The organism is Streptomyces sp. RK9 (assembly GCF_045070545.1).
GTDB classification, from domain to species: Bacteria; Actinomycetota; Actinomycetes; order Streptomycetales; family Streptomycetaceae; genus Streptomyces; species Streptomyces alboflavus.
In genome coordinates, this window is record NZ_CP173703.1 from 3564920 (window position 1) to 3586699 (window position 21780).

At 73.1% G+C, this 21780-nt stretch carries 22 protein-coding genes; 10 read left to right on the forward strand and 12 right to left on the reverse strand.

The annotated features are described in order from the left end of the window. Nucleotides 1-123 precede the first annotated feature (123 nt). Complete coding sequence (locus AB6L24_RS14585) at nt 124-246, forward strand: hypothetical protein (protein ID WP_405655598.1); 123 nt, start codon at nt 124-126, stop codon at nt 244-246. Then, a complete protein-coding gene (locus AB6L24_RS14590; RefSeq protein WP_405655599.1) occupies nt 243-755 on the forward strand; it encodes a GNAT family N-acetyltransferase in 513 nt (170 codons plus the stop codon). Before AB6L24_RS14585 ends, AB6L24_RS14590 begins: the two co-directional genes overlap by 4 nt. Nucleotides 756-1003: 248 nt before the next feature. Here AB6L24_RS14590 and AB6L24_RS14595 read toward each other — a convergent pair whose 3' ends face one another. From AB6L24_RS14595 to AB6L24_RS14615, 5 genes are all read right to left on the reverse strand, one after another. Next, nucleotides 1004-1696 (reverse strand): trimeric intracellular cation channel family protein, encoded by a 693-nt coding sequence (locus tag AB6L24_RS14595; protein WP_405655601.1) that lies wholly within the window; start codon nt 1694-1696, stop codon nt 1004-1006. Next, entirely contained in the window at nt 1696-1953 is a 258-nt protein-coding gene (locus AB6L24_RS14600; RefSeq protein ID WP_405655603.1) for a hypothetical protein, read from the reverse strand. The genes AB6L24_RS14595 and AB6L24_RS14600 overlap by 1 nt, the downstream gene beginning before the upstream one ends. Nucleotides 1954-2328: 375 nt before the next feature. After that, the gene (locus tag AB6L24_RS14605; protein ID WP_405655604.1) at nt 2329-3369 is read right to left on the reverse strand and encodes a PhlD; all 1041 of its coding nucleotides are present in this window, start codon (nt 3367-3369) and stop codon (nt 2329-2331) included. Between the two features lie 125 nt (nt 3370-3494). Further along, nucleotides 3495-4316, reverse strand: a complete 822-nt coding sequence (locus tag AB6L24_RS14610; protein WP_405655605.1) for a helix-turn-helix domain-containing protein — start codon at nt 4314-4316, stop codon at nt 3495-3497. A gap of 452 nt (nt 4317-4768) precedes the next feature. Then, nucleotides 4769-5713 (reverse strand): Gfo/Idh/MocA family protein, encoded by a 945-nt coding sequence (locus AB6L24_RS14615; protein ID WP_405655606.1) that lies wholly within the window; start codon nt 5711-5713, stop codon nt 4769-4771. A gap of 630 nt (nt 5714-6343) precedes the next feature. Here AB6L24_RS14615 and AB6L24_RS14620 point away from each other — a divergent pair. Then, entirely contained in the window at nt 6344-6937 is a 594-nt protein-coding gene (locus tag AB6L24_RS14620) for a TetR family transcriptional regulator (RefSeq protein WP_405655607.1), read from the forward strand. Here the strand turns inward: AB6L24_RS14620 and AB6L24_RS14625 are convergent. Continuing rightward, nucleotides 6898-7830 (reverse strand): DMT family transporter, encoded by a 933-nt coding sequence (locus AB6L24_RS14625; RefSeq protein ID WP_405655608.1) that lies wholly within the window; start codon nt 7828-7830, stop codon nt 6898-6900. The genes AB6L24_RS14620 and AB6L24_RS14625 overlap by 40 nt on opposite strands. Before the next feature lie 110 nt (nt 7831-7940). On the opposite strand from AB6L24_RS14625, the gene AB6L24_RS14630 reads away from it, so the two are divergent. Further along, nucleotides 7941-8582 carry a TetR/AcrR family transcriptional regulator gene (locus AB6L24_RS14630; RefSeq protein ID WP_405655610.1) on the forward strand — a complete coding sequence of 214 codons (642 nt, stop codon included), beginning with the start codon at nt 7941-7943 and terminating at the stop codon, nt 8580-8582. A 320-nt stretch (nt 8583-8902) separates the two neighbouring features. Further along, nucleotides 8903-10744: an asparagine synthase (glutamine-hydrolyzing) gene (asnB, locus tag AB6L24_RS14635; RefSeq protein ID WP_405655611.1), complete on the forward strand. Its 1842-nt coding sequence runs from the start codon at nt 8903-8905 to the stop codon at nt 10742-10744. A 32-nt stretch (nt 10745-10776) separates the two neighbouring features. On the opposite strand, the gene AB6L24_RS14640 is transcribed toward asnB, so the two are convergent. Then, complete coding sequence (locus tag AB6L24_RS14640) at nt 10777-11088, reverse strand: CopG family transcriptional regulator (protein ID WP_380858559.1); 312 nt, start codon at nt 11086-11088, stop codon at nt 10777-10779. A gap of 364 nt (nt 11089-11452) precedes the next feature. On the opposite strand from AB6L24_RS14640, the gene AB6L24_RS14645 reads away from it, so the two are divergent. Then, nucleotides 11453-12337 (forward strand): LysR family transcriptional regulator, encoded by an 885-nt coding sequence (locus tag AB6L24_RS14645; RefSeq protein ID WP_405655612.1) that lies wholly within the window; start codon nt 11453-11455, stop codon nt 12335-12337. A gap of 145 nt (nt 12338-12482) precedes the next feature. Here AB6L24_RS14645 and AB6L24_RS14650 read toward each other — a convergent pair whose 3' ends face one another. Together AB6L24_RS14650 and AB6L24_RS14655 are read right to left on the reverse strand one after the other, a co-directional pair. After that, nucleotides 12483-13724 carry an RNA polymerase sigma factor gene (locus AB6L24_RS14650; protein ID WP_405655614.1) on the reverse strand — a complete coding sequence of 414 codons (1242 nt, stop codon included), beginning with the start codon at nt 13722-13724 and terminating at the stop codon, nt 12483-12485. A gap of 117 nt (nt 13725-13841) precedes the next feature. Further along, nucleotides 13842-14264, reverse strand: coding sequence for a YciI family protein (locus AB6L24_RS14655; protein ID WP_380858568.1), 423 nt, complete (start codon nt 14262-14264; stop codon nt 13842-13844). Between the two features lie 239 nt (nt 14265-14503). Here AB6L24_RS14655 and AB6L24_RS14660 point away from each other — a divergent pair, with 239 nt between their 5' ends. Beyond that, complete coding sequence (locus tag AB6L24_RS14660; protein WP_405655615.1) at nt 14504-15325, forward strand: peptidoglycan recognition protein; 822 nt, start codon at nt 14504-14506, stop codon at nt 15323-15325. A gap of 45 nt (nt 15326-15370) precedes the next feature. Here the strand turns inward: AB6L24_RS14660 and AB6L24_RS14665 are convergent, their stop codons facing one another. The 3 genes from AB6L24_RS14665 to AB6L24_RS14675 all read right to left on the reverse strand — a co-directional run bounded on the left by AB6L24_RS14665 (nt 15371) and on the right by AB6L24_RS14675 (nt 18594). After that, on the reverse strand, nt 15371-16849 hold the full coding sequence (locus tag AB6L24_RS14665) for a serine/threonine-protein kinase (protein WP_405655616.1): 1479 nt from the start codon (nt 16847-16849) through the stop codon (nt 15371-15373). 130 nt (nt 16850-16979) lie between these two features. Further along, on the reverse strand, nt 16980-17684 hold the full coding sequence (locus tag AB6L24_RS14670; RefSeq protein ID WP_405655617.1) for a class F sortase: 705 nt from the start codon (nt 17682-17684) through the stop codon (nt 16980-16982). A 424-nt stretch (nt 17685-18108) separates the two neighbouring features. After that, a complete protein-coding gene (locus tag AB6L24_RS14675; RefSeq protein WP_405655619.1) occupies nt 18109-18594 on the reverse strand; it encodes a hypothetical protein in 486 nt (161 codons plus the stop codon). Nucleotides 18595-18859: 265 nt separating this feature from the next. Here AB6L24_RS14675 and AB6L24_RS14680 point away from each other — a divergent pair, with 265 nt between their 5' ends. The 3 genes from AB6L24_RS14680 to AB6L24_RS14690 are packed head-to-tail and all read left to right on the forward strand — an operon-like array spanning nt 18860 to nt 21747. Beyond that, complete coding sequence (locus AB6L24_RS14680; protein WP_405655620.1) at nt 18860-19465, forward strand: hypothetical protein; 606 nt, start codon at nt 18860-18862, stop codon at nt 19463-19465. Nucleotides 19466-19490: 25 nt separating this feature from the next. Beyond that, nucleotides 19491-20357 (forward strand): isocitrate lyase/phosphoenolpyruvate mutase family protein, encoded by an 867-nt coding sequence (locus AB6L24_RS14685; protein WP_405655622.1) that lies wholly within the window; start codon nt 19491-19493, stop codon nt 20355-20357. Between the two features lie 46 nt (nt 20358-20403). Then, nucleotides 20404-21747 (forward strand): MFS transporter, encoded by a 1344-nt coding sequence (locus AB6L24_RS14690; protein WP_405655623.1) that lies wholly within the window; start codon nt 20404-20406, stop codon nt 21745-21747. The last annotated feature ends 33 nt before the right edge of the window (nt 21748-21780 follow it).

Consider the following 21780-nt stretch of genomic DNA (forward strand, 5'->3'; position numbering starts at 1 on the left):
CCCTCGGGAGAACCACCCCCTGAAACGGCCCCCATCCCACCCCGCGCACCACCCCGCAGGACACCCCGGCCGGTACCGCTCGCCCCGGCCGGTGACACCGCACACGGAACAGGAGAGCAGCACATGAACGACCGCACCCGCCATCTGACGCGGCGTGACGACGGGGACCGGCACGCACGGCGGTCACCCGGCGGCACGGCACCGGCAGGAACGCCCGCCGGCCGCCTGGAAGGAGTCCGCCCGTGACACCCGAACTGCGCACCGAACGTCTGGAGTTCACGCCCTACCGGCCCGAGCACGAGGACCACTTCGTCGCCCTGCTCCGCGACGAGGAGGTGTGCCACTGGATGGGCCAGGACCTGGTGCCCGAGCCGGAACTGCGCAAGCTGTTCCAGTTCGTCCTCACGGACGTGTACCCCAAGGAGATGTTCGACGTCTGGGGCGTGTGGCACGACGGCACGTACATCGGCCACGCGGAGGTGAAGAAGACCGGCAACGTCGACGGCCACGAGATGATCGCGGCGCTCGTACCGCGCTACTGGGGCCGCGGCTTCGGCAAGGAGATCATCGGCGGCCTGCTCCGGCACGCCGCCGACAACCTGGGGCTCAAGGAGGTCTACGGCATGGTCGGCGCCGGGAACACCGTCAGCCTCGCCGTCTGCGAACGGGTCGGTTTCCGGCACGTGCGCGACGTGGTCGGTGATGACGGCTCGGTGACGAAGATGGTGGTGATCTCCACGGGCGGCGCGGCCTGACGGGCGCCGCCCCGACCTGAACGGCCGCCCCCTTCGCCGAGCCGAAGGGGGCGGCCTCGTCCCTTCGGCTCGGCTCCGGCGGACGCGAATCAGCCCCGCGGCTCGCACCACGACGCGAGCGACCGCGTCAGCGCCTTCTGCGGGGTTGATGCTGTGCAGCAGGGGCTGCAGCGTCTCCGGTTCGGCCTCCGCCACTCCAGGGCCAAAGCGGCATTTTGAGGCTGTCGGCCGTGATCCATGCGGTCACTTCAGCAGGGCGGTTCCGGTGGGGCAACGGGATTTCCTGCGGTGTCCGGGGCCGGGTCCTGGGCCGGTATCCGGTCGGCGTCCGTGCTCTGTGCACGTGAGAGCGGCGGCAGGTGCAGGGACTTCGTGATCGCGGCGAGGCGCAGGGCGAGCACGAGGCCGGCCGAGGTCACCGTGGTCGCGGTCGGGGACGCGCCCGCGTGGTGCAGGCCGAGGTAGCACAGGGCGCCCGCGAGCGCGGCGGTCGCGTACACCTCCTCGCGCAGCAGCAGCGGCGGGAACTGGCCGCACAGCACATCGCGCAGGACTTCGCCGGTGACCCCCGTGAGGACCGCGAGGAGGACGACCGCGATCGGTGTGACGCCCGCGTCGATGGCGGCCTGCGCGCCCATGACGGTCACCACGGCCAGGCCGACGGCGTCCACCACCATGAGCGTGCGCTGGGGCAGCTCCCGGTGGCGCAGGAACAGCATGGTGGCCACGCCCGTGCAGGCGACGACCGTGAGCAGGACCCAGTCGTGCGTCCAGTACAGCGGGTGCCGGTCCAGGATGAGATCGCGCAGGGTACCGCCGGACATGGAGGCGACGAAGGCGAGCACGAGGCCGCCGAACGGATCCATCCGGGCGCGGTGCGCGGCGAGCACCCCACTGGCGGCGAAGGCGGCGATGCCGATCAGGTACAGCGTGTGCAGCATCAGGGGGCGACCTCGCGGTCGGCCGCGGTCTCGTCCGTGACGGGGCGGCGAAGGAGCAGGAGGACGGCCGTCGACACGACGACGGCGATCGCCAGGGCGGCCGCGTCGAGCCGGGGATCGGCCCCGCTGTCGCCGGGACCGGGACGGGTCCGCCCGCGCCGGCCGGACGCGCCCGTGAGGAGCACCGCCGTCAGCGCGACCACACCGAAGGATCCCGCCGCTCTGAGCCACCACCTGGGATTGCGCGCCGTGAACATCCGTCCAGCTTGTCGGGCGCGGCCCGGGGCGCGCATCGGTCAGGTGGACGGATCGGGATGGCCGAAAGGACGAGGGGATGCGTTGCGCAAACGCACAGCGCGCAAAGTCACGCCGTCCACCAGCGCGGTGGGCGCGGCAGCGTCGCGCAAAGCCACTGCGTACAAAGGTGCGTTGTGCAAAGGCATGGCAAATAGCGGAAAGGGGGAGCAAAGCGGGGTGGCGGCGGCCCGTTGGTCCGGCAGAGTGCTTCGGGTGGGCCGGTGTGCTCGGGGGTGCTCGGCGTGGTCGGGGTGCTGCGGGCGGGCCAGGGTCTGGAGTGCCGTACGCGGGCAGGGGAGCGGGACGTCGGGTGGGAGGGGTGTGCCGGGGGAGAGTCAGGACTGCCAGCGGCAGCGCAGCGCCGCCGTGGCGAAGCCGGGGCCGAACGCGATCGTGTAGCCGCGCTCGCCGTCCGCGGGCGGGTCGGCGTGGGTGCGCTCCAGGACGCGCAGGACGCTGACGCCGCCGATGTTGCCCTCGTGGGCGAGGGTGTCCGTGGAGTGCCGCGTGCCGTGCTCGTCGAGGCCGAGCGCCGCCCCCGTGTCGGCGATGATGCGCGGGCTGCCCGGGTGGATGACGGCGAACCCGGGACGGTCCGTGCCGACCCAGTCCTTGAGCTGCGGCAGCACGTCGTCGGCCGCGGACAGCGCTTTCTTGGTGGACACGAAATGGATGCCCGCGTGGTCGATGCGGCCCGCCTGGCGGTCGACGCTGTGCGGCAGGATGTACTCGAAGCTGTCCTCGATGACGAGGCCGGGGCCGAGCGGCTCGTCGGTGACGATCGTCGCCGCCGCCGCGTCGCCGAACAGGGCCTTGTAGATCATCGACTCGATGGTGTCGTCGGCGTTGTGGTAGATGCCGGACAGGACTTCCCCGGCCACCACGAGGACCTTGCTGCCGGGCCGCGCGGCCACCAGGTCGGCGGCGCGGATCAGCGCCTGGGCGCCTCCAGGGCAGGCCACGGTCGTCAGGGCGACGCGGCGCACGGTGGGGCGCAGGCAGAGCCGGTCGATCAGATTGATGTCCAGGTTCGGGACAGTCCAGCTCGTCGTGTGCGTGGTCACGATGGCATCGATGTCGAGCGCCGTGAGCCCGGCCTCGTCGAGGGCCGCCTTGGCCGCCTTCTCGGCCATGGCGAGGACGTCCTCGAAAGCTGCGGTCGTGCGCTCCTCGATCCCGGCGGAGCCCGCGACGGTCGGGGAGCCGAGGGGCCGGGTGAAGTAACGGGTCTGGACCCCGCAGTTGCCGATCACGCGGAGGAACGCGCCCAGCCGTGGATGGTCCGGGTGGTGGTTCCGGACGTCGTCGGCTATCTCCGCGGTGGTGACCTGGTGATCACCCAGAACGGTCAGTGGTCTGAGCACATGAGCTGGCATGGAGGGGCTCCCACGAGGCGCGATCCGATGTGGGGATCTGGGGCCAAGGTACTGCACCACATCGAACATGCGTCCTGCCGTGCTACTCCCGCTGGGCCGATGGGAGGGTCGGGCCGACCGGAGGATCAATGGGAGCGGAGCATGGGCGCGCGCAGATGGGAGCGCTGTTTCCCGGGTTGGAACACGAGGATCATCAGCCGAGCGCCAGGGGCCGTCAAGGGCTGAGCGGCGCACATCGTGACCCAGCCGGGACCCAGTTCGGCGTGCATCAGGGGCCGCTCGTCGCCGTCGGGGTGCGGGAAGGGGCGCCCGGCGCCGTAGTAGGGCGCGGTCTCGGGGTCGGCCACGACCTCCTTCTCGATCTGGCGGAGCGTTTCGTCCTCAGGTCGGGACGCCAGGGCGGCGCGCAACTGCGGGAGCACCATCGGGGCCCAGGCGGTACTCCAGTCGAGGAGGTGCGCGCGGCCCACCGGGTCGAGGACCATCCAGCGCATGACGTTCGCGGGGACCTGGGCGTCCGGGAACATCCGGGTGAAGGCCTCGTTGTGGGCGAGCATGTCCCAGGACGCGTCCGTGACGTACGCCATGTGCCGCACGCCGTCCACGGCCTCCTGCCAGACGCCGGGAATCTCCTTGCCCGAGGACAGATGCAGCGGCCCGGGAGGATCCTGCAACAGGGCATAACGGCACAGAGAAACCCATTCCTGCTCATTCAGTCCGAACAGGCGGGCAACATCCCGCAGGAGCGAGGCCGGCGGGTTCGGGTAATTGCCCGACTCCAGCCGGTGATAGGTGCCGAGCGTGCGGTGGAGGAGCTGGTCCACCTGGTGCTGGGACAGCCCGGGAGCCCGGCGGCCCTGGCCCGTCGAACGGATGAACCCGTGCGATTCGGGGGCGATGAGGGCGCGTCGTTCGCGGAGCAGAGCGCGCAGCGCCGTCTTGTTCATGGTGGGTAATCCCTCTTCGTGCACGCCGAGTTGAGCATCAGCAGTCTAAATATTCGCATCTTCTTTGGGCATAAACATTGCCTGAAGAAAACGATCAGTCGATGCGGCATCATGGAGTACGCGAGACCACCGACCTGCAGGTTTGATCGTCGGTGGGCTCGTGGGCACAACTCAGGGGCGTCCTGTTCGAGTGGCGTGAAATTGGCTGAAATTCCTCGGCGTTGGACACCCCCTAGGCCTACGGGGTCGCAGTCGGGTAGTGCGCGGGACCGGTTGTTCGTATTCCGATCTGAGTGGTCGGAAACTGAGCAGTGTGTACCCACGTGGCAGTTACCGCCCGGTTCGGTTCCTGGGTTCACTGGCTGCGGCCGGTGCCGTCACTCGCCATTACGTAGCGGCCACGGTACCGGCCGCCCGTGTTGTTACGGGCGGCGCGAGTGTCCGGGTGTGCTTCAAGAGGCCCGGGGCGGCGGCTGAGCCGGAAGTTCCGTCTCCCTTCGTGCGTCCGCCTGTCGTTCCGCGTCAGCCAGGATTTCCGTCACCCGCAGTCCGAAACGTACGTCGCACGCGTGCCGCTCCCCGCCGCCCGCCGAGCGCACCAACGCGTCGACCGCTGACCGAAACGCATCGGTCGAATCGCCCCAGCCGCTCTCGCCCCACCCCGGCGGCACGGCCGTCCCGCGCTCGCCGCGGAACTCGAGCGCCAGGCCCTCGGCCGCCCGCGGCGCCCGCAGCGTGAGCGTCGCCGTGCTCGACGCGCCGCCCGCGTGCCGCAGGATCAGATGGACGGTGTCCTCGGGTCCCGGCGCCGCCGTCACCGACGTGACCTCGCCGAGCACCGCCGTGAGCACAGCAAGCGCATGCGGTCCGACGTCCCACAGGCCGCCCTTGGCGGCCCGCCAGGGGGAGTCGAAGTCGCCGGTGCCGTCCGCCGCGAAGAACGAGCTGTACCAGTCGGCGCGCGCCGTGAACCACGGCCCCTCGTCGGCCCGGCGCGCCAGCCACTGAGCCATCGGCGGGGCGAAGCGGAGCGTGAAGAAGACCACAGACGCCACCCCGGCGCGCTCCACGGCGTCGGCGAGGCTCCGCGCCGCCGCCGGCGAGGTGGCCACCGGCTTGTCGAGCAGCAGATGACATCCCGCCGCCGCGGCCCGCTCGGCCAGCGGCGCCTGGACGTCCGGCGGCACCGCGAAGGCGACCGCGTCGCTCGCGGCGAACAGCTCGTCCACGTCCTCGTACGCGGTGGTGGCGTGCGCGGACGCCAGCTCGGCCGCCGCCTTCGGGCGGCGCCCCCATATTCCCGACAGCGTGGCGTCGGGATGCCCGGCGAGCACCGGCGCGTGCGTCTGCGTCGCCCAGGGACCCGTGCCGATCAAGCCCACTCGAAGTCTCTCCATGCGCGCAGTATGGCGGAGCCCGCTGTGGCGGCAGTACGGGTGCGACAGCGATGCGGGGCGGGACGCGGCTGATACCGGTGCGGCCTTCTGACGCGTCGGGGGAGAAGAGTCGGGGGAGAAGAGAGGAGTCGTCGCCGCGCCGAAGGTCTGGACCTTTTCTTCGCGCGCCCCCTCTCGTGAGTGCGCGGCGTTCCCTCTCGTGTGTTCCCGTGGTTCCTGTGCGCGTGTTCGCACGTATCCGGTGAAGAACATGTGGATGGCTCGGACCAGTCACCCGGGCGCGCTTCTTTTCTCGACGTACCGTCAACTCTCGGTCGGTGAATGGCAATTCGTGGCCAGGGTTCGGTGCGGGGTGAATTCGCATTCACTTGTGGCTGATTGCCGCCGTCCGGAAGGGGGCGGGCAACCTGTCTGGACTGTCCGGGAGTTCCCGACATCCGGCATTCCGGCGGGTGCGCGCCGGTCGGTGTGCCCCAGGGGGTATGGCGCGCGTTATGGCGTACTCGCCGGACCGGACCGTGATCGGCGTCTCCGTGTCCCGTCCGCCCGATTCGTGGTCCTCGCGGCGCCCGGCGCCATACGCTCGGACCCGGTTGCCCAAAAAGGCAGCCAGCGACGGAAAGTGACACCATGACCAGCTCGACCTCACACCCGGCGCCGTGCCCGCCGAGCCCCGCGCGCCGCGACGCCGAGGCGACGAAGGCCGCGATCGTGCGTGCCGCCCGCCATCTGCTCGCCCGGCACGCGCACACCGACATCACGCTCAAGGCGGTGGCCGAACGCGCGGGGGTGAGCCCGCCGTTGGTCCTGAAGTACTTCGGCAGCAAGGACGCCCTGTTCGCCGGGATCATGTCCTTCGAGGCCGACGCGGAGGAGGTGCTCGACGCGCCCCTGGAGCGCCTCGGCCGCCACATGGTCCACCACCTGCTCACCAGCCAGGCCGAGCGCGGCGCCGACCCCATCCTGCGCATCGTCTACGCACCGCTGCACCGCGAGCACGGCTACGTCCTGCGCGCCAACTTCCGCACCCAGGTGGTGCGCAGGCTCGGCGACCGCCTGGCGGGCCCTGACGCGGGTCTGCGTGCCGAACTGGCCGTCGGAATGCTGCTCGGGCTCGGCGTGATGTACGGCATCGCGCGCGGACCGCACCTGCGGGCGACCGCGATAGCCGACATCACCGACCGCTACGCCCCCGCCGTGCAGGCCTGCTTGACCCCCGAGTGACCCCGGCGCGGGCCCCCGCGCCCCGGCCCGGCCCCGCCCCGGTGCACCACCGCGACGGCGGCGAGCCCGACGGCGAGGCCCGCGACGGTCTGGACGCCGAACGGCTCCCCGAACATCGCCGCGCCCCACAGCGCCGTCACCGGCGCCATCAGGAACATCAGCGTGTTGACGCGGGTGACGCCGCCCCGGCGCAGGATCAGCCAGTACAGGCCGTACCCGCCGAACGTCGACAGGACCACGAGCCAGCCGATCGCCGCCCAGAACGACGTCTCCGCGACCGGCGCCGCCGCGCCCAGGGCGAGCGCGAGCACCGTGAAGATGACGGCACTGGTCACGCAGTGCACGGTCATCGCGGCCGAGGGCGCGACGGCGGTGCGCGTGCGGCGGTCCAGGAAGGTCGCCGCGACCAGTGACAGCATGCCGAGGAACGGCACCAGGTACGCCCACCAGGGCGCGCCGGTGCCCGTCGCCGCGTCCCCGGCCGTGACGATCGCCACGCCGGTCAGGCCGAGCGCGAGGCCGAGCCACTGGGTGCGTGACACGTACTGGCCGAGCAGCGGTCCGGCGAGCGCGCCCGCGACCAGCGGCTGGGTCCCGTCGATCAGCGCCGTCGTACCGCTGGAGACGCCGAGCTGGATCGCGTAGTACACGGTCAGGAGATAGCCGCTCTGGGACAGGGCGCCCACGACCGCCTGGCGCCCCAGGTCACGGGCCGTGAGGCCGCGCCAGGACGCTCTGGCCACGGTCGCGGCGAGCAGCGCGAGGACCGCGGCCAGCGGCAGGAACCGCCACATCAGGACGGTCATCGCGTCCGCGCTGCCCGCGCCGAGCTTGGCGCCGATGAAGCCGGAGCTCCAGGTCACCACGAATCCGAGGGAGAGCAGGACGTTCACGGCGAGCCTCCTGATGGACGAGTGAAGTAGACCGATCTGTTTACTCCCTGCGAGTGAGTATACAGATCGGTTTACTATGGCGGTGGGTTCGATGTGGTGAGGTGGGGTGCATGGATGAGCACGGGACGCGTGGACCGGACGTGGCGCGGGCGGCGGACGCCCGCGGGCAGGGGCCGCGCCGCGTCCTCCTGACGCCGGGCGCGTGCAAGGTCCTCGATGCGGCGGGACGGCTGTTCTACGAGCGCGGCATCCACGCCGTCGGCGTCGACCTGATCGCGGCCGAGGCCGGCGTGACCAAGAAGACGCTGTACGACCGGTTCGGCTCCAAGGACCAGATCGTCGTCGAGTACCTGGCGGACCGCGACGAGCGCTGGCGGGCCTTCCTCGCCGGGTACCTGGAGCGCTCCCGCTCGCCCCGCTCCCGCGTCCTCGCCGTCTTCGACGCCTCCCGCGACTGGGCGGAGCGAAGCCTGCCGCGAGGGTGCAGCATGATCAACGCCCATGCGGAGATCACCGACCCCGCGCACCCCGCGTACGCCGTGATCACCGGCCAGAAGGCGTGGATGCTGGATCTCCTCACCGAGCTGGCCCGACCGCTCGCGTCGCGTCGCGCGACGTCGCTGGGCAGGTCCCTGATGCTGCTGCACGAGGGCGGGCTCGTCGCGTACAGCATGGGGATCTTCCCCGACGCGATCGAGCACGCCCGGCAGGACGCCGAGGCGCTGCTCCGGGCTGCCGCTCCGGCGGACTGACGGCGGACCGCCTCCGCCGTTCACGTGCCAGGGTGCGCACATGTGTTGAGCAAGTCTTTGCCGATGGCCGGAAGGTGCCGTTGCGTGCGGCCGCGCGGCAGGCGGGGGCGGGATACGGCCCGGTGGGGCTTCCTGGCGATTCCTTGACCCGGACCTCCGGGCGGCCGAAATCCCCGGGGCGGCGCGGCTTCGCCGGGTCGGGAGCGCGTTGACCTCCGGGGCTCCGGGGCGGAGCCTGAAGAGATAGCTGTCCATTACATCTAGTTCGGCCGTTCAGGGCGTACGACCGGGAGGGCGGCCGGACGGCAGGAGGAAACCCCATGTGTGGCATCACCGGATGGATCTCTTTCGACCGTGACCTGCGGTCGCACGCGCCGACCCTGGACGCCATGACGGAGACGATGGCCTGCCGCGGCCCCGACGACCGCGGCACCTGGATCGAGGGCCCGGCGGCGCTGGGGCACCGCCGTCTGGCCGTCATCGACCTGCCGGGCGGGCGCCAGCCCATGACGGCGACGACGCCCGACGGGACCGTCGCCCTGGTGTACTCCGGGGAGGCGTACAACTTCACCGAGCTGCGCGCCGAACTGGCCGGGCACGGGCACGGGTTCCGCACCGGCTCCGACACCGAGGTCGTCCTGCGCGGCTACCTCCAGTGGGGCGAGGGCGTCGCCGAGCGGCTGAACGGGATGTACGCGTTCGCCGTGTGGGACGGCCGCAGGCAGCGCCTCGTCATGGTCCGCGACCGCATGGGCGTCAAGCCGTTCTACTTCCACCCGACGCCCGACGGCGTCCTGTTCGGCTCCGAGCCCAAGGCGATCCTCGCCCACCCGCTGGCGCGGGCCCGCGTCGGCGTGGACGGGCTGCGCGAGGTCTTCGCCTTCGTGAAGACACCGGGGCACGCCGTGTGGGACGGCATGCGCGAGGTCGAGCCCGGCACCGTCGTCACCGTCGACCGCGAGGGCCTGCGCAGCCGCGTCTACTGGAGCCTGGAGACCCGTCCGCACCCCCACGGCCGCGACGAGACCGTCGCCGCGGTGCGCGGGCTGCTCGACGACATCGTGCGCCGTCAGCTCGTCGCCGACGTGCCGCGCTGCGTGCTGCTCTCCGGCGGCCTCGACTCCTCCGCCATGTCGGCGCTCGCCGCGGCGCAGCTCGCGGGCTCGGGGGAGACCCTGCGGAGCTTCTCCGTCGACTTCGCGGGCCTGAGCGAGAACTTCGTGGCGGACGAGTTGCGCGGCACGCCGGACGCCCCGTACGCCCATGACGTGGCGCGTCTCGCGGGCACCGATCACCGTGACATCGTCCTGGACGCGCAGGCCCTCGCCGATCCCGAGGTGCGTGCGAAGATGCTGACGGCCCGTGACATGCCGGTGGGTTTCGGGGACATGGACGCCTCGCTGTATCTGCTCTTCCAGGCGATCCGCGAGCACTCGACGGTCGCGCTGTCCGGCGAGTCGGCGGACGAGGTGTTCGGCGGCTACTTCCAGTTCTTCGACGAGGGGGCCCGGCGGGGCGGCACCTTCCCCTGGCTGGTGCGGCACGCGGAGACCCTCGGCGACGAGACGGGCGTGCTGCGTCAGGACGTCCTGGACGCGCTCGACCTGCGGACGTACGTCGGCGACAGCTATGCCGCGGCCGCGGGTGCCGTCCGGCGCCTCGACGGCGAGAGCGACTTCGAGTACCGCATGCGCACCATCAGCCACCTGTATCTGACCCGGTTCGTGCGCGCGCTGCTCGACCGCAAGGACCGCGCGAGCATGGCGGTGGGCCTGGAGGTGCGGGTGCCGTTCTGCGACCACCGGCTCGTGGAGTACGTGTACAACGCGCCCTGGGCGCTGAAGTCCTTCGACGGCCGGGAGAAGTCGCTGCTGCGGGAGGCCGCCAGGGACAGCCTGCCCGCTTCCGTCTGTGACCGGGTCAAGAGCCCCTATCCGTCGACGCAGGACCCCAAGTACGCCTTCGCGCTCCAGGAGCACGCCAAGGATCTGCTCGCGCGGACGGGGCATCCCGTCTTCGATCTCGTCGACCGCGAGGCCCTGCGCCGCCTGGCGCACCGCGACACCCCGCAGGTGCGGCCGGCCTCACGGCGGGGTCTGGAGCGGGCGCTCGATCTGGCGCTGTGGTTCGACCTGTACCGGCCCGAGGTGTCGCTGGGCTGAGGTGGGCGTGGGGGCGGCCCGGGGGCGGGGTTTCAGGGGCCCGAGCAGCTGCGGACCGTGGGTTGCTGGGGCGGGACCCGGGTGGGGTCGGCGGTCGCGAGGGTGTCGAGGAACCGCTGGAGCGCGGGGGCGCCGCGGGCGTCGAGGCCGCGGCGCACCGGGGGCACGACCACCGTGCGCCGGGCGCCGCCGGAGCCGCAGGTGTCGGGTTCCTGTCCGGTGTGGACGGCCGCCGCCCTGCGTATGAACTCCGCGGGCGTGATCCCCAGGCGGTCGGCGTGCCGGAGCACGGCGGCGTACTCGTCGGGTGGGAACAGGACCTGCACAGTCTTTGGACCGTCCATGGACGCATGATGCCGCCCGGACCGGCCGCGCGCGGTGCGGTTGGCATATTCGCCCTCGAAGGGGTGGCGGGAGCTCGAAGCGGTGGCGGATTCGGCCGCGGGGTGACCAAGGCCGCCGTGCGGGCCTCGGAGACGGTGAGAGCCCCGGCCGGACGGGGGAATCGCGGTCGGGGCTCTCATCTAGTTCAACGGTGAAATAGGGGTGTGCGTTCCCGTGGGTCGGGTCGGTTATGTGTGATCCGCGTTACATGACCGCTTCCGGGGGGGGGCGAAGGCGCGGGGGCGGGAGGAGAGGGCCGGGCCGTGGTGCCTGGATCCGGCTCCGGGCGTCGGCCGCCGTGACCCGAGCGATAGCTTGGGGGTCGTGACGCTCGACGACCTCCGTGTCTTCCTCGCCGTCTGCCGCGCCGGCAGCCTCAGCGCCGTCGCGCGCGACCTCTCCTGTACGCAGTCGGCGGTGAGCCAGCACGTCAAACGCCTGGAGAAGGAGCTGGCCGTCAGCCTCCTGGAGCGGCACGCGCGCGGTGTCGTGCCGACGTCCGCCGGACGCATCCTGCACGCCGCCGCGGCCGACGGCCTCGGCGGCATCGACGTGGCCCTGCGCCGCCTGCGCGACCTGGTGCGCGGCGAGAGCGGGGCGGTGCGCGTCACCACCGGCGCGACGACCGTACGACACTTCATGGCCACGGCCGTCGTCGCTTTCCGGCAGCGCTTCCCGCAGGTCACGCTGGAGTTCCAGACGGCGAGTTCGAGCCGGGCCTGCTTCGACGCGCTCGCCGCCGACGATCTGGACCTGGCCTGGGTCACCATCGGCACCCCCGTGCGCGGCATCGAGCAGCGGCCCGTCGCCGAGCTGCCCTGGGTGCTCGCGGTGCAGTCCGGCGACCCGCTCGCGGCCAAGCCGCACGCCGACCTCGCCGACCTCGCGGCCGCCCGGCTCATCAGGCCCCCGCAGGCCGCCACGTCCCGCGCCCGCCTCGACGCCGCCCTGGCCGACCTCGACCTGGGGCCCGACGGGCACACCAGCGTCGCCGACTGGGACACCGCGCTGCTGCTCACCGAACTCGGCGTCGGCCAGGCGCTCGTGCCCGGCCTGCCCGGCTGGCGCACCCAGAGCCCGCCAGGACTGCGCCTGCTCCCGGTCCCCGACCTGCCGCCGCTGTCCGTCGGCTGGGCGGTGCGCCGCTGGGACGCGCTCAGTCCGCTGGCTCGGGCGTTCGCCGACACGGTTTCTGGCGGGGCGCCTTGAGCGGCGGGCTCAGCCCCGTCAGGGGCGCGGGGAACTGCGCGCTCAGCGCGCGAAAAGCCGCAGACGCGTCTGCCGAGATCCCAGCAGACGCGCCTGCGGCTTCAGCTGTGGCTGGTCGCGCAGTTCCCCGCGCCCCTGACGGGGCTCAGGTCGGGGGGAGGGCGAGGCGTGCCGCGCGCATTTGGAGGTAGCGGGACTCCGGGCGGCTGAGGGTGCGTTGGGCGGCCAACTGGTAGGCGGTGCGGGCGGATTCGGGGTCGCCCGCGCGTTCCAGGAGGTGGCCGCGTACCGCCTCCAGGCGGTGGTGGCCGGCCAAGCGTTCCTCCAGCGAAGCCAGTTCGTCGAGGCCGGCGCGTGGGCCGTGCACCATGGCGACCGCGACGGCGCGGCCCAGCTCGGCCATCGGCTCCGGCGTGCGGCGCACCAGGATGTCGTACAGGGCGAGGATCTGCGGCCAGTCGGTGTCCTCGGCGCGTGCCGCCTCGTCGTGCAGCGCGGCGATGGCGGCCTGCAACTGGTAGACGCCCGCGGGGCCCTGGCCCAGGGCCTGTTCGACCAGGGCGGTGCCTTCGGTGATCGCCTCGCCGTCCCAGCGGGTGCGGTCCTGCTCGTCCAGCGGGATCAGCTCGCCGTGCGGCCCGGTGCGGGCGGCACTGCGCGCGTCGGTGAGCAGCATCAGCGCCAACAGGCCCGTCACCGCGCCCTCCTGGGGCAGCAGCCTGCGCACCGCGCGGGTCAGCCGGATCGCCTCGCGGGCCAGGTCGGCGCGGTGCAGCGCGGCGCCCGACGTCGCCGTGTAGCCCTCGTTGAAGATGAGGTACAGGACCTGGAGCACGACGGCCAGGCGCCCGTCGCGGTCCGCCGGGCCCGGCTGGGTGAACGGCGCGCCCCGTATCTTCTGCTTGGCGCGGCTGATGCGCTGGGCCATCGTCGCCTCCGGCACCAGGTGCGCGCGGGCGATCTCGGCCGTCGTGAGACCGCCGACGGCCCGCAGCGTCAGGGCGATCTGCGCGGCGGACGCCAGGGAAGGATCGCAGCACAGGAGCAGCAGGGTGAGCGTGTCGTCGTCCGACGGGGCGCGGCTCTCACCGGGCGCGGGCGCGGTGAACGCGTCGCGCGGCGTCATCCGGGCGGCGTTCTCCTCGCGCCGGCGCCGGGCCGCGTCGCTGCGCAACTGGTCCGTCAGGCGCCGCGACGCCACCCTGATCAGCCAGCCGCGCGGATTGTCCGGCACGCCCCGCCCGGGCCACTCGTCGGCGGCGGCGAGCAGGGACTCCTGTACGGCGTCCTCGGCCTCGTCGAAGTGGCCGTACCGCCGCACCAGCGCGCCGAGGACCTGCGGCGCGTGCAGGCGCAGCAGGTCCTCGACGTCACCGGTCGCGCTCATCGCCGGCCACGGGCCTCGCGGGGGCGCGTCGGTTCTGTGCGGTCGACGGCGTTCCGGGCGGTGGGGTGACCGGGACTCCGGGTGGTCCGGTGACCGGCGCTCCGGTCTCGGCGGTGATCAGCACCCCTCGCCGCCGTCGCCGCCCTCCTGGATGGTCCGGATGACCACCGTCGGGTTCGGGGAGCCCGCGGGCGCGGGACACTCGTTGATGCGCTTGGCGATCTCCGTGACCCGCTCCAGGCTCTCGCACTCCAGGACCCAGTAGCCCGCGAGGACCTCCTTGGTCTCGCTGTACGGCCCGTCCGTGATCACCGGGCGGCCGTTGTCGTCGACGCTGACGTGGCGGGTCTGCGCGGGCTCGGTCAGGCCCTGGCCGTCGATGAGCTCGCCGGACTCCGACAGGTCGTTGTTGAGGTTCCCCATGAACGCGAACATCGCCTGGAGTTCCTGCTCGCTCCACGCCGGGCTGTGCTCCGAGGCCTTGCCGCTCATGGCCTCGTAGTCGGCCTGGGACCCCTGCACCATCACCAGATACTTCATGGCTGCCACTCCTTGGCTGTCTCGTCGCCCCTCATGGGCAACTCTCACAGGGGACGTCGGAGCGGGCGACTCGATCTCGACAACTCCCGCGAAGTTTTTTCCGGTGTTTTTTCGGGGGTGCTCCGAGGGCGCTTCGGCGGTGATTCGGAGCCGGGTGCTCCGCGTACGCCCGCGCCCCTGCTCGCTCGACTGGAGCAGTCCACGGGGCGGGGCGCCCGGGGCGCCGCGAGAGTGGGGCCATGCGTGCCTTGCGGGCCCTGGGGGAGACGGTGGCGGGGCGGCTGCCCCGTGCCGGGCGCTGGGCGCTCGCGTGCCTGCCGGGGCTGCTCGCCGTGACCGCCCTCGTGCTGTGCGTGGCCGGGGTCGAGGACGCGGTCGGCGGCGGCGGGCGGCACACCGAGGCCAGGGCCGTGGTGCACCGGGCGGCGAGGCCCGCCATCGTGCCGCGCGAGCGCTGGCTGGGCGACTCCCGGCCGACGCCGCCGCCCGCGCACTACAGCGGTCCCGTCGTCGTGGTCTTCGTCCACCACACCGACTCGCCCAACGGGTACGACTGCGCCGACGCGCCCCGCATCATCCGCGCCCTCGCGGAGGGCCAGACCAGCGCCCGGCTGTTCGACGACATCGGCTACAACTTCCTCGTCGACCGCTGCGGCACGATCTACGAGGGGCGCGGGGGCGGCGTCGACCAGCCCGTCGTCGGCGCCCACACGCAAGGGTTCAACCACCGGACGGCGGGCGTCGCCGCGATCGGTACGTTCACGGCGGGCAGCCCCGTCCCGGCGCCGATGGCGGAGGCGATCGCCGCGCTCGCCGCGTGGAAGCTCGGCCTGGCCGGGACCGACCCCCGGCAGACGGCACGCCTGGTCTCCAGCAACAGCCTCAGCCGCGTACCGGAGGGCAGGCACGCCGGCTTCCACGCGGTGGCCGGGCACACCGACGGCTACACCACGGACTGTCCCGGGGCCGCGCTGCGGGCCGAGCTGCCCGCGATCAGGGAGCGGGCGGCGGTGCTTCAGGGGCGGACCGAGGCACGGGTGCAGGCGGCGCGCGGGCGCTAGGGCCTGTCCGATGGGTCGGCGCGGCCGGTCAGCCGGTGGTGGCCGTCACGACTTCTTGAGGCGTATGCCCTTCACGGCGGCGTCGAAGACCGGCCGGTGCCGCTTCCACTCGGCGTCGGGGGCGGAGAGGTACACGACGTACTGAGTGCCGTCGGCGTCGGCGAACGCCATCTCCACCGCACGGTAGGTGCGTGCCTTGCCGTCGAACGTGAACTCCCAGTACCCGGCGGGTGTTCCGCGGAAGGTCGTGGACGTCATCCGCACCCGCTCGTATCCCGGGTTGTCGCGGCGGGTCTGGGCCTCCTCGGTCCGGCGCCAGTGCTCCAGGGGGTCCGATCCGGCGAACTCGGCGACGTTGACCCGCAGGCCGACGAGCCCGGACGGGTCGATGTACGCGATGTCGCCGCCCCGCAGGTCCTTGCGCTTCCAGCCGTCCCGCACGGGCAGGGAGAGGCCGCCCTCCTGCTTCTCCAGGTGATAGCCGGGCGGCAGCGGAGGCACGGAGGAGCGGGGCGAGGGCTCGCGCTCCGCGGGGCGGGTGCCGGAAGCCCGGGCGCCGGTGTCGGCGTCCTCGGGCCACAGCAGCACGCCGCCCGTCACCAGTCCGGCGACGGCGGCGGCCGACCCGCACCACAGGGCCGCCCGGCGGCCGCGGCCGCCGGGCGCGGGGCGCACGGGGGGCGGGGCCGGGTCGAGGACCGCCGTGGACGACTCCGTGGCCCGGCGCAGCAGACGCTCGGCCTCGTGCGCTTCCATGCGGCGCCCGGGGTCCTTGACGAGCAGCCCCTCGATCACGGGAGCGAGCGCCCCGGCGGCCCTGGGGGGATCGTGCGGTTCGGTGGCGACGGCGTAGGCCGTCTCCATCGCGGTGTCCCGTTCGAACGGATGACGCCCTTCCACCGCTTGGTACAGCAGCACGCCGAGTGACCAAAGGTCGCACGCGGGTCCGGGGTCGGCGCTGCGCAGCCGCTCGGGCGCCAGGTACTGCACAGAGCCGACCAGTTCGCCGGTCCTGGTCAAGGAGGGGGTGCCGCTCTCCACGGCGATGCCGAAGTCCGTGAGCACGATCCGACCGTCGTGCCCCAGCAGGACGTTGGCGGGCTTGACGTCCCGGTGCAGGACGCCCGCGTCGTGCGCGGCCCGCAGCGCTGCCGCCGTGGCGACGGCGATCTCGGCGGCCTCGCAGGGCGGCAGGGCGCCCCGCTCCTTCAGGGCGTCGCCCAGGGTGCGTGAGGGGACGTACTCCATGACGATGCACGGCAGACCCTCGTCGTCCACGACATCGTGGACGACGATCACATGGGGGTGGGTGATGCGGGCGGCGCTGCGGGCCTCGCGGCGTGTGCGCTCGTGGAGCGTCTGGATCTCGGCGTCGTCCATGTGCGGAGGGACGTGCAGCTTCTTCACCGCGACAGCACGCTTGAGGAGTTCGTCCTCGGCCCGCCACACGGTGCCCATGCCACCCCGGCCCACGCGCTCGACGAGGCGGTAGCGGCCGGCCACAAGCCGCCCCGGATCGGACACCGTTGATTCCCTACTTCGCACACATGAACAGTTTTGCGTACGAAGCCTACCTTGCGCCCTGAAGTGGCCAGGGCGCCGCCCGTGTTGGTTGCCCAGGGCATCGAAGCCTGGACGGGGTGCGGAACATCGACTACCGATTTGCGATGGCGTACACGATGAGGTTGTCCACGGGGTGGCCCTGCGCGTCGAAGGCGCCGTCGCAGGTGATCAGGCGCAGGGCGCGGGAGTTGGTGGCGCCGTAGACCCGCTCGGTCGGGAAGGCCTTCTTGCTCACGGTCTCGGTGCGGGTCACCTCGAAGTGCGTCGTCCTGCCGCGGGCGTCGCGGACCGTGATGTCCGTGCCTGTGCGCACCTTCTTGAGGTCGTGGAAGACGGCCTTGCCGTGGCGCGTGTCGTTGTGGCCGATGATGACGGCCGCGCCGCGCTGCCCCGGCACGGCCCCGCCCGTGTACCAGCCCGCGGTCATCCCCTTGTCCGGCGGCGGGACCTCGACCGTACGGTCCGCGTTGAGGCCGAGCCGCATCAGGGAACTGCTGACGCCGATGGACGGCACCGCGACGTGCACGGGCGCGGCGGCCCTCGCGGGCGTACCGCGCTCGGCCTCCCGCCCGGAGCCGCCCGCGGAGCCCTCCTCGGTGCGGGAGTCGTCCGACCGCACCGTGTACGTGGACGAGGACTCGGCCCGCGCGCCGCCCCCGGACGAACAGCCGCTCACGGCGGCGCACACGAGGGCGAGGCCGCCCGCGATCGACACGAGGGTGCCGTACGGGCGCCGGGGGGACGTACGGGACGCCCCGTCGTGGGAACGGGACGTCCGGTGCTGCGCAGGGGACATGAGGGCTCCGTGAACGGTGGCGCCGCCCCGGGGCTTGTGAAGGGGGACCGGGGCGGCGCCACCGAGAGGTGGGTCGGGCCGTACGGGGTGGTGGCCGTCGGCCCGAGGGTGGGGTGGGCGGAGTGGGCGGGGTGCGGGACCCGCGGGGTGCGGTGGGCTGTGGCCTCGGGGTGCGCCCGGGGGCTTTGGGCCGGGGGCCGCGCGGTGCGCCGGGCCGGGCCCCCGGGCCCGAGGGGTGTGCCGGGCGTGGATCGCCGAGCCGGGCCGGGGCGCCGGGACGGGCGTCAGGCGGGTTCGACGGAACCTGGACCTGCGCGGCCGGCGGGACCGGGGTCGGCCGGTCGGGCCTGACGGCGTGCGCCTCGGCTCGCCGGCAGGCGCCGGGCCGGGGCCGCGCGCGTCAGGCCGACCGGACCAAGAGGCCTCAGCCCTGCTGGCGCACCGTGGCGCGGCGGCGCAGGACCATGGTGCTCGCACCCGCGAGCAGTCCGATGCCCGCGGCCGAACCGATCAGCGTGGCCGTGTTGTCGCTGCCGGACTCCGGGCGCTCACCCGCCGCGACACCGCCCTTGGGCGGCTGCGCGAGACGCTTGCGCGCCTCGTCGCTGACGGGCTTCGGCGTCGGCTCGGCCTTGTCGCGCACGGCGGGCTTGTCGGGCTTGTCACCGGCGGCCACCCCGCCGCGCGGAACGGCCCCCGGCGCCTTCTGCTTCGCGTCCTCGGCGGCCCGCTTCTTCTTCACCACGTCCTCGGGCGCGGGCTCGCTGACGGTCGGCTTCGGCTTCGGCGGGGTGTCGCTCGCGAAGGCCGTGGCCGACGGCGCGGCGAGCACCCCGCCCGCCACGGCGGTGGCGAAGAAGGCGGCACGCAAGGACGTGCTGCGCTGGGGACGACGGGCACGGTGGGACATAGGGGCTCCATTCCAGCTCTGACTCGGAAGAGCCCGGCACCGTTGGTCGAGCGGCGCCGGGCCTGTCGCACAGGCTGGCGTGAAGTTATGAGGAACCTGTCAGGTTCCTGTTGGGGTCCGATCAGGGACCGGGAAACGGGGAAGGGCCGGGGACCCGGGAACCGGGGCGGGGACGCCGGGCCGGACGAGGGCGCGGGCGCCGGGCGCCGGGCGGAGAAGGGGTGCGGGCGCCGGGCCCGGAATCGGGGCGCCTAGGGTCGGGGGCATGACGACGCTCATGATCCACGACGGTGCGGCCGACCCGCACGCCACCGCCCTGCGCACGGGCGGTGTGCCGCTGGTGCCGGTCGGGTTCGACTGGCCGCACTGCCGGGCCTGCGGCGGGGCCATGCAGTTCCTGCTGCACCTGCCGCTCGGCCCGGACGTCGTCTCCGTGTTCCTCTGCCAGAACGACCCGGGGATGTGCGACGACTGGGACGCGACCGGCGGCGGCAACCGCGCGTACCTCTTCGAGGGCGCGGCCCTGACCCCGGCCGCCGTACCGGAGCGGGGCGAGACCCTGCTCGGAGCGGTCAGCGCGCTGCGTACCGAGGACGTGGCGGCCGAGGACTTCCCGGCCGCGCTCGACCTGTGGTCGGACGGCGTCGACGAGGCCACGCTGCGGGTGCAGGGCCAGCTCGGGGGCGTGCCCGCCTGGCTCCAGGGCGACGAGACGCCGACCTGTCCGGGGTGCGGCGAACCGATGGCGTTCGTGGCCCAGTTGGAGGAGGGCTTCGACTTCGCCACGTCGGCGAACTTCGGAGGCGGCGGCATCGGATACGTCTTCACCTGCCGGGCGTGCCGCTCCGCCGCGTTCCTCTGGCAGTCCTGACAGTGCCTTCTGGCACAGTGCGCCCATGACCGACCCCACGATCGAGCCCCAGAACGACCGGACCCGCCAGACCGACCAGGCCGACCAGGCCGACCGGTACGAGGCCTTCCGCGCCCTGCACCGCACAGGCGACCCCTTGCTCCTGCCCAACGCCTGGGACCACGCCTCGGCCGCCGCGCTCGTCCGCGCCGGGTTCGCCGCCGTCGGCACGACGAGCCTCGGCGTCGCCGCCGCCGCGGGCAAGCCGGACGCCACCGGCGCCGCGCGGACGGAGACGGTGCGCCTCGCCCACGGCATCGCCCGCCTGCCCGCGCTCGTCACCGTCGACATCGAGGGCGGCTTCAGCGAGCGGCCCGACGACGTCGCCCTGCTCGCCCGCGAACTCGCCGCCGCGGGCGTCGCCGGCGTGAACCTCGAGGACGGCAGGCCGGACGGGACGCTCACCGCCGTCGACGCGCAGTGCGAGCTGATCCGCGCCGTGAAGGAGGTCGCGCCCACGCTGTTCCTCAACGCGCGCACGGACGCGTACTGGCTGGACGCCGGGGGCGAGAAGGAGGCCCGCGACCGCGCCGCCGCCTACCAACGGGCCGGTGCCGACGGCGTGTTCGTGCCCGGGGTCCATGACGAGGCCGCCATCGCGGGACTCGTCGACGCCCTCGACGTACCGCTGAACACGCTCTACGTGCCCGGCGGCCTCACCCCCCGGCGCCTGGCCGACCTCGGTGTGCGCCGCGTCAGCACGGGGTCGCTGCTGTTCCGGGCGGCGGTCGGGCACGCGGTCGAGGTGGCGGGGGCGTTCACCCGCGGCACGGTGGGACCGGAGGGGCTGCCGACGTACGCTGAGGCGCAGGAGCTCTCGGCGGACTTCGGGGACGAGGGTGAAGTCCCCTAGGGGGCACGGCGGTTCACGGGAGCGGTGACGGGGACGGGGGACAGGCATGGCCCGGCGCGACATGTCGCGGCGTACGCGCACGGCTGCGGGACCCGCGCCCGGACAGTCGCTGTGGTCCGACTCCAACTACCGTCTGTTCCTGGCCCTTCAGGCCCTGTCCGCGCTCGGCGACTCCTTCTCGCACGTGGCGATCCCGCTGCTCGTCCTGCACGAGACCGGCTCCCTCGCGCAGATGGGACTCGTCACCGGTCTTACCGGCGTCGCGTCCATCGTCACCGGCCTGTTCGCCGGGGTCGTCGCCGACCGCGTGGACCGGCGCCGACTGATCGTGGTCACCGACGTCGCGCGGTGTCTGCTCTACGGACTGATCCCGCTGGTGTGGCTGTTCGCGACGCCGGTCTGGCTGGTGTACGCGGTCGTGCCCGTCGCCGGTGTCTTCGCGATGCTCTTCCAGGTGACGTACGTGACCGTGGTGCCCGGCATCGTCGCGCCCGGGCAGATCCTGAAGGCCAACAGCCATCTGTACGGCACGTACGCCGTCGCGGGCGCGGGCGGGCCGATGCTCGCGGGCCTGGTCGCGGCCGCGCTCGGGCCCGCGGCCGCCATCGGCATCGACGCGGCGACCTTCGCGGTGTCGGCGGTGGGCATCCTCTTCGTCCGCATCCGCGCCGCCGCCCCGCCCCCGGAGACGGAGGCCGCGGGCGCCCGGGGCGGCTCAGGGGATTCGGGCGAGCCCGCCCCGGTGGAGGCCGAACGCGGCGGCGTGCGCGAGGAGTTCCTCGCCGGCGCCCGGTTCCTGTGGCGGCACCCCGTCCTGCGCCCCCTGACCGTCCTGCTCGCGCTGCTCACCTTCCTCACCTACGGCGTGACCGACGTCCTCATCTACCGCGTGAAGGACGACCTCGGTCACGGCGACGGGACCGTCGGCTACGTCCTGACCGCGGGCACGCTCGGCACGCTCGCCGCCACGTTCGTGGTCGCCCGGCTGCGCGGACGGCTCGGCTTCGGCGCCAGCTGGATCGGCGCGCACGCCCTCGCCGGGGTCGCCGTGGCCTGCCTCGGCCTCTCGGGGAGCGTGCCCGTGGTGGCGCTGCTCGCGGCGGGCATGCTCTTCTGCACGGGCGTCGGCGGCATCAACTCCATGTCGCTGCGCCAGGAGGTGACGCCCAGTCATCTCCTGGGCCGGGTCACCTCGGCGTTCTGGACGATCCACAACGCCCTCGGCCCGGTCGGCGCCGCCGTCGTGACCCTGGCCGCCGGGGTGTGGGGCGTGCGGCCGGTGTGTCTGGTGGTCGGCCTGTGCGCGGTGGTCATCGCGCTCACCGGAACGCTGACGGGGATCGGGCGGGCCCGGACCGGACGGGTGGAGGGCGACCGGGCCGCTCCCTGAGCCGCCGCCCGCCGCCCGCCGCCCCGTCCCCCG

What these genes read in the sequence shown, in the direction of transcription:
- AB6L24_RS14585 (WP_405655598.1), top strand. Translation starts at nt 124, where the DNA reads ATGAACGACCGCACCCGCCATCTGACGCGGCGTGACGACGGGGACCGG.
- AB6L24_RS14595 (WP_405655601.1), bottom strand. Translation starts at nt 1,696, where the DNA reads ATGCTGCACACGCTGTACCTGATCGGCATCGCCGCCTTCGCCGCCAGT.
- AB6L24_RS14600 (WP_405655603.1), bottom strand. Translation starts at nt 1,953, where the DNA reads ATGTTCACGGCGCGCAATCCCAGGTGGTGGCTCAGAGCGGCGGGATCC.
- AB6L24_RS14605 (WP_405655604.1), bottom strand. Translation starts at nt 3,369, where the DNA reads ATGCCAGCTCATGTGCTCAGACCACTGACCGTTCTGGGTGATCACCAG.
- AB6L24_RS14610 (WP_405655605.1), bottom strand. Translation starts at nt 4,316, where the DNA reads ATGAACAAGACGGCGCTGCGCGCTCTGCTCCGCGAACGACGCGCCCTC.
- AB6L24_RS14615 (WP_405655606.1), bottom strand. Translation starts at nt 5,713, where the DNA reads ATGGAGAGACTTCGAGTGGGCTTGATCGGCACGGGTCCCTGGGCGACG.
- AB6L24_RS14620 (WP_405655607.1), top strand. Translation starts at nt 6,344, where the DNA reads ATGACCAGCTCGACCTCACACCCGGCGCCGTGCCCGCCGAGCCCCGCG.
- AB6L24_RS14630 (WP_405655610.1), top strand. Translation starts at nt 7,941, where the DNA reads ATGGATGAGCACGGGACGCGTGGACCGGACGTGGCGCGGGCGGCGGAC.
- asnB (WP_405655611.1), top strand. Translation starts at nt 8,903, where the DNA reads ATGTGTGGCATCACCGGATGGATCTCTTTCGACCGTGACCTGCGGTCG.
- AB6L24_RS14640 (WP_380858559.1), bottom strand. Translation starts at nt 11,088, where the DNA reads ATGGACGGTCCAAAGACTGTGCAGGTCCTGTTCCCACCCGACGAGTAC.
- AB6L24_RS14650 (WP_405655614.1), bottom strand. Translation starts at nt 13,724, where the DNA reads ATGAGCGCGACCGGTGACGTCGAGGACCTGCTGCGCCTGCACGCGCCG.
- AB6L24_RS14655 (WP_380858568.1), bottom strand. Translation starts at nt 14,264, where the DNA reads ATGAAGTATCTGGTGATGGTGCAGGGGTCCCAGGCCGACTACGAGGCC.
- AB6L24_RS14660 (WP_405655615.1), top strand. Translation starts at nt 14,504, where the DNA reads ATGCGTGCCTTGCGGGCCCTGGGGGAGACGGTGGCGGGGCGGCTGCCC.
- AB6L24_RS14670 (WP_405655617.1), bottom strand. Translation starts at nt 17,684, where the DNA reads ATGTCCCCTGCGCAGCACCGGACGTCCCGTTCCCACGACGGGGCGTCC.
- AB6L24_RS14675 (WP_405655619.1), bottom strand. Translation starts at nt 18,594, where the DNA reads ATGTCCCACCGTGCCCGTCGTCCCCAGCGCAGCACGTCCTTGCGTGCC.
- AB6L24_RS14680 (WP_405655620.1), top strand. Translation starts at nt 18,860, where the DNA reads ATGACGACGCTCATGATCCACGACGGTGCGGCCGACCCGCACGCCACC.
- AB6L24_RS14685 (WP_405655622.1), top strand. Translation starts at nt 19,491, where the DNA reads ATGACCGACCCCACGATCGAGCCCCAGAACGACCGGACCCGCCAGACC.
- AB6L24_RS14690 (WP_405655623.1), top strand. Translation starts at nt 20,404, where the DNA reads ATGGCCCGGCGCGACATGTCGCGGCGTACGCGCACGGCTGCGGGACCC.